At 71.1% G+C, this 4,674-nt stretch carries 5 protein-coding genes and 1 riboswitch; of the genes, 1 reads left to right on the forward strand and 4 read right to left on the reverse strand.

Annotation, left to right across the window (positions count from 1 at the left end; genetic code table 11):
• Window positions 1–922 (forward strand): malate dehydrogenase (locus H0487_RS21815; protein WP_183096318.1); only part of this gene is annotated, 922 nt, incomplete at its 5' end.
• A gap of 89 nt (window positions 923–1,011) precedes the next feature.
• On the opposite strand, the gene H0487_RS21820 is transcribed toward H0487_RS21815, so the two are convergent.
• The 4 genes from H0487_RS21820 to purN form a co-directional block, all read right to left on the reverse strand.
• Window positions 1,012–1,311, reverse strand: a complete 300-nt coding sequence (locus H0487_RS21820; RefSeq protein WP_312856052.1) for a DUF3017 domain-containing protein — start codon at window positions 1,309–1,311, stop codon at window positions 1,012–1,014.
• Between the two features lie 38 nt (window positions 1,312–1,349).
• Window positions 1,350–2,204 carry a bifunctional methylenetetrahydrofolate dehydrogenase/methenyltetrahydrofolate cyclohydrolase gene (locus H0487_RS21825; protein WP_183096319.1) on the reverse strand — a complete coding sequence of 285 codons (855 nt, stop codon included), beginning with the start codon at window positions 2,202–2,204 and terminating at the stop codon, window positions 1,350–1,352.
• A gap of 19 nt (window positions 2,205–2,223) precedes the next feature.
• On the reverse strand, window positions 2,224–3,822 hold the full coding sequence (gene purH / locus H0487_RS21830; RefSeq protein ID WP_183096320.1) for a bifunctional phosphoribosylaminoimidazolecarboxamide formyltransferase/IMP cyclohydrolase: 1,599 nt from the start codon (window positions 3,820–3,822) through the stop codon (window positions 2,224–2,226).
• A 34-nt stretch (window positions 3,823–3,856) separates the two neighbouring features.
• Window positions 3,857–3,932: riboswitch (ZMP/ZTP riboswitch) on the reverse strand.
• A 12-nt stretch (window positions 3,933–3,944) separates the two neighbouring features.
• Window positions 3,945–4,562, reverse strand: coding sequence for a phosphoribosylglycinamide formyltransferase (gene purN / locus H0487_RS21835; RefSeq protein WP_183096321.1), 618 nt, complete (start codon window positions 4,560–4,562; stop codon window positions 3,945–3,947).
• Window positions 4,563–4,674: the final 112 nt, after the last annotated feature.

Below are 4,674 nucleotides of genomic sequence, written 5' to 3' on the forward strand. Positions count from 1 at the left end.
CTTCCGCATCGCCAGCGGCGCCATCGCCGGCGACCGCCCCGTCGTCCTCCGCCTGCTCGAGATCGAGCCCGCGCTGAAGGCCCTCGAGGGCGTCGTCATGGAGCTCGACGACTGCGCGTTCCCGAACCTCGCCGGCATCGAGATCGGTGCGGACGCCGAGAAGATCTTCGACGGCGTCAACCTCGCCCTGCTCGTCGGCGCCCGCCCACGCGGCCCGGGCATGGAGCGCGGCGACCTGCTGTCGGCCAACGGCGCGATCTTCACCGCGCAGGGCAAGGCGCTCAACAAGGTCGCCGCTGACGACGTCCGGATCGGCGTGACCGGCAACCCGGCCAACACCAACGCGCTCATCGCGCTCAAGAACGCTCCCGACATCCCGTCGGACCGGTTCTCCGCGCTGACCCGCCTCGACCACAACCGGGCGATCTCGCAGCTCGCGACCAAGACCGGCGCCGCGGTGACCGACATCAAGAAGATGACGATCTGGGGCAACCACTCGGCCACCCAGTACCCCGACGTCTTCCACGCAGAGATCGGCGGCAAGAACGCCGCCGAGGTCATCAACGACCAGGCCTGGGTCGAGGACTTCTTCATCCCGACCGTCGCCAAGCGCGGCGCCGCGATCATCGACGCCCGTGGCTCGTCCTCGGCCGCCTCGGCCGCGTCCGCGACCTGCGACGCCGCCCGCGACTGGCTCAACGGCACTCCCGCCGGTGACTGGGTCTCGATGGCCGTCCTCTCCGACGGCTCCTACGGCACCCCCGAGGGCATCGTGACCTCGTTCCCCGTCACCACCTCCGGTGGCAACTGGGAGATCGTCCAGGGCCTCGAGATCGACGACTTCTCCCGCGCCAAGATCGACGCCTCCACCGCGGAGCTCGTCGACGAGCGCCAGGCCGTCACGGACCTCGGCCTCATCTGACGAACCCGCACAGTCCGGTCGACGAACCCGCACACTTCGGCCCTCGAACCCGCACACTTCGTGCAGGTTCGGGGGCCGAAGCTCGTTGGTCAGGCGGGCTGGTCGGGGATGTTGTGGGCCAGGGCGAAGAGAGCGGCGGCGACGGAGCCGACGAGGAGGACGTCGACCAGGCGCGGGCGGACGGCGAGCATGCCGGCGTCGTGCTGCGGCAGGACCAGTCGGAGGAACGACGCGGCGGCGAGCGAGCCGGCGACGACCCGGATGCCGAGACGCCAGTCGTGGGCCTGCCAGGTGATCCCGATCCCGGTCGCCATCGCGGCGAGCACCAGGAGATAGAGCGCGCCACCGATCGTCGACGGATACCGTCGACGCGGCGGGACCTCCGGCACCGGGACCGGTGACGGCTCCGGCGGGATCAGCTCGTCGTTCAGCGGGCCACCTGCTTCTCGGCCATCGCCACGACGTTGGCCAGCAGCATCGCTCGGGTCATCGGGCCGACCCCACCCGGGTTGGGCGACACCCAGCCGGCCACGTCCCAGACGTCAGCGGCGACGTCGCCGGCGATCTTGCCGTCGACGCGCGAGACCCCGACGTCGAGCACGGCTGCACCCGGCTTGACCATGTCGCCGGAGATGATGTCGGGGACGCCGGCCGCCGCCACCACGATGTCGGCCTTGCGCACGTGGGCGGCCAGGTCGACGGTGCCGGTGTGGCACAGCGTCACCGTGGCGTTCTCCGAGCGCCGGGTGAGGAGCAGGCCGAGCGGCCGACCGACGGTGATGCCGCGACCGACGACGACCACCTCGGCGCCCGCGATCGGGACGTCGTGGCGGCGCAGGATCTCGACGATGCCGTACGGCGTGCACGGCAGCGGCGCCTCGTTGCCGAGGACCAGCCAGCCGAGGTTGGTCGGGTGCAGGCCGTCGGCGTCCTTGGCCGGGTCGATCAGGCCGAGCACCCGGTTCTCGTCACGGCCGCGCGGCAGCGGTAGCTGGACGATGTAGCCGGTGCAGGCCGGGTCGGCGTTGAGCTCGGCGACCGCGTCCTCGATCTCCTGCTGGGTGGCGACCTCCGGGAGGTCGACCCGGATCGAGGCGATGCCGACCTCGGCGCAGTCCTTGTGCTTGCCGTTGACGTACCACCGCGAGCCGGGGTCGTCGCCGACGAGCACCGTGCCGAGCCCGGGGGTGATCCCCTGCTCGCGGAGCTTCTCGATGCGGACCCTGAGCTCGTCCTTGATGGCGGCCGCGGTCGCGGTGCCGTCGAGCTTCTGTGCAGTCACGTCGCAGATCCTCGCAGGCTCAGTGGAAGAAGTGGCGGGTGCCGGTGAGGTACATCGTCACCCCGGCCGCCTGGCAGGCCGCGATGGTGTCCTCGTCACGCACCGATCCGCCCGGCTGGACGATCGCCTTGACGCCGGCGTCGATGAGGATCTGGGGGCCGTCGGCGAACGGGAAGAAGGCGTCGGAGGCCGCGACCGAGCCCCGGGCGCGTTCCTCGCCGTCGACGAGCGTGTTGGCCCGCTCGACGGCGAGCTTGCACGAGTCGACCCGGTTGACCTGGCCCATGCCGATGCCGACGGCGCCGCCGTCCTTGGCGAGCAGGATCGCGTTGGACTTGGCGGCCCGGACGGCACGCCAGGCGAACGCGAGGTCGGCGAGGGTCGCCTCGTCGGCCGCCTCGCCGGTCGCCAGGGTCCAGTGCGCCGGGTCGTCTCCCTCGGCCTGGAAGACGTCGGTGTGCTGCATGAGGAGGCCACCGTCGATGCTGCGCATCTCGACGCCGCCCGGCCGCAGCGCCTCCGACACCAGGACCCGGATGTTCTTCTTGCTCTGGAGCGCCTCGACGGCGCCGTCCTCGTAGCCCGGCGCGACGATCACCTCGGTGAAGATCTCGGCGACCTGCTGGGCCATCGCGACCGACACCGGCCGGTTGACGGCGATCACGCCGCCGAACGCCGAGACGGGGTCGCACTCGTGGGCCCGACGGTGCGCCTCGGCGACGTCGGCGCCGACGGCGATCCCGCACGGGTTGGCGTGCTTGATGATCGCGACCGCAGGCTGCTCGAAGTCGTACGCCGCCCGCTGGGCCGCGTCGGCGTCGACGTAGTTGTTGTAGGACATCTCCTTGCCGTGCAGCTGCTCGGCAGCGGCCAGGCCGCCGGCCATGAAGCCGTTCTTGTACAGCGCCGCCGGCTGGTGCGGGTTCTCGCCGTAGCGGAGCACGGCGGACTTGTCCCAGGTGGCGCCGACCCAAGCAGGGAAGCCGGTGCCCTCGGAGGAGTCGGTGAGGACGTTGCCCATCCACGAGGCGACGTGGACGTCGTAGGTCCCGGTGTGGACGAACGCCTTGGCGGCCAGCGCCTGGCGCTCGGCGAGGGTGAAGCCGCCGGTCTTCGCGGCCTCGAGGGCACGGCCGTAGTCGGCGCCGTCGGTGACGATCGCGACCGAGGCGTGGTTCTTGGCGGCGGCCCGCACCATCGAGGGACCACCGATGTCGATCTTCTCGATGCAGTCCTGCACCGACGCGCCGGACATCACGGTGTCGGTGAACGGGTACAGGTTCACGACCACGAGGTCGAACGGCTCGACACCGAGCTCCTCGAGCTGCGCGACGTGGTCGGGCAGCCGGCGGTCGGCGAGGATGCCGGCGTGGACGCGCGGGTGCAGCGTCTTGACCCGGCCGTCGAGGCACTCCGGGAAGCCGGTGAGGTCCTCGACCTTGGTCACCGGGAGGCCGAGCGACTCGATGAGGGACGCCGAGCCGCCGGTCGAGACGAGCTCGACCCCGAGGTCGGCGAGGCCACGGACCAGGTCGTCGAGACCGGTCTTGTCATAGACGGACACCAGGGCCCGCTTGATCTGGATCCGGTCACCTGGCTGCACAGTGGGCTCGGTCATGCGGGCGTTGCTCCTCATCGGTCGATGCATTCGATGAGGGCACCCAGGCGGTCGATGCCGGCTCACACTCCCTGGTGGTTGTCCCACCTACGCCAGTCGTGTGACCCCATCCTATGCGGAGCTCAGCCTCCGAGCCGAACCCGCCGCCCGTCAACCGTCCAGCCCTCGCGAGCCATCCGGCCGACCGTCTCGACGAGCATCGCGCGCTCACCGACCTTGATCCGCTCGTGGAGGGACTCCACGGTGTCGTCGTCCTCGACCGGCACCGTCGTCTGCGCCACGATCGCACCCGTGTCGACCCCGTCGTCGACGACGAACAGCGTGCAGCCGGTGACCTTCACGCCGTACTCCAGCGCGTCCCGCGGCCCGTGCATGCCGGGGAACGACGGCGACAGCGCCGGGTGGGTGTTGACGGTGATCCGCCCCAGCGCCGGCAGGTACGACGCCCCGACTAGCTTCATGAACCCGGCGAGCACCACGAGGTCGGGCTCGAACGCGGAGACCTTGTCGGTCAGCGCACCGTCCCAGTGCTCCCGTGAGGTGTAGTCCTTGACCCTGACGACGAAGGTCGGGACGCCGGCGCGCTCGGCGCGGGCCAGCCCCTCGATGTCGTCACGGTCGGCACCGACGGCGACGACCTGCGCGCCGTAGGCCGGGTCGGCGCAGGCGTCGAGGAGCGCCTGGAGGTTGGTGCCGGCACCGGAGACGAGCACGACCAGGCGTGCGGGAGCGGCGGACACGGCCCGGAGTCTAGGGCTCGGCGCGCCCCGTAGTCTCGTCGGCGATGAGCAACAAGACGCTGTGGATCGTGGTGGGCGTCGTCGGCGGCGTCCTCCTGCTCTGCTGCGGCGG

The organism is Nocardioides stalactiti, assembly GCF_014180715.1.
GTDB classification, from domain to species: Bacteria; Actinomycetota; Actinomycetes; order Propionibacteriales; family Nocardioidaceae; genus Nocardioides; species Nocardioides stalactiti.

Bases quoted from the DNA above. Each gene is read 5' to 3' on its own strand.
- purH (WP_183096320.1), bottom strand. From the start codon at position 3,822: ATGACCGAGCCCACTGTGCAGCCAGGTGACCGGATCCAGATCAAGCGG.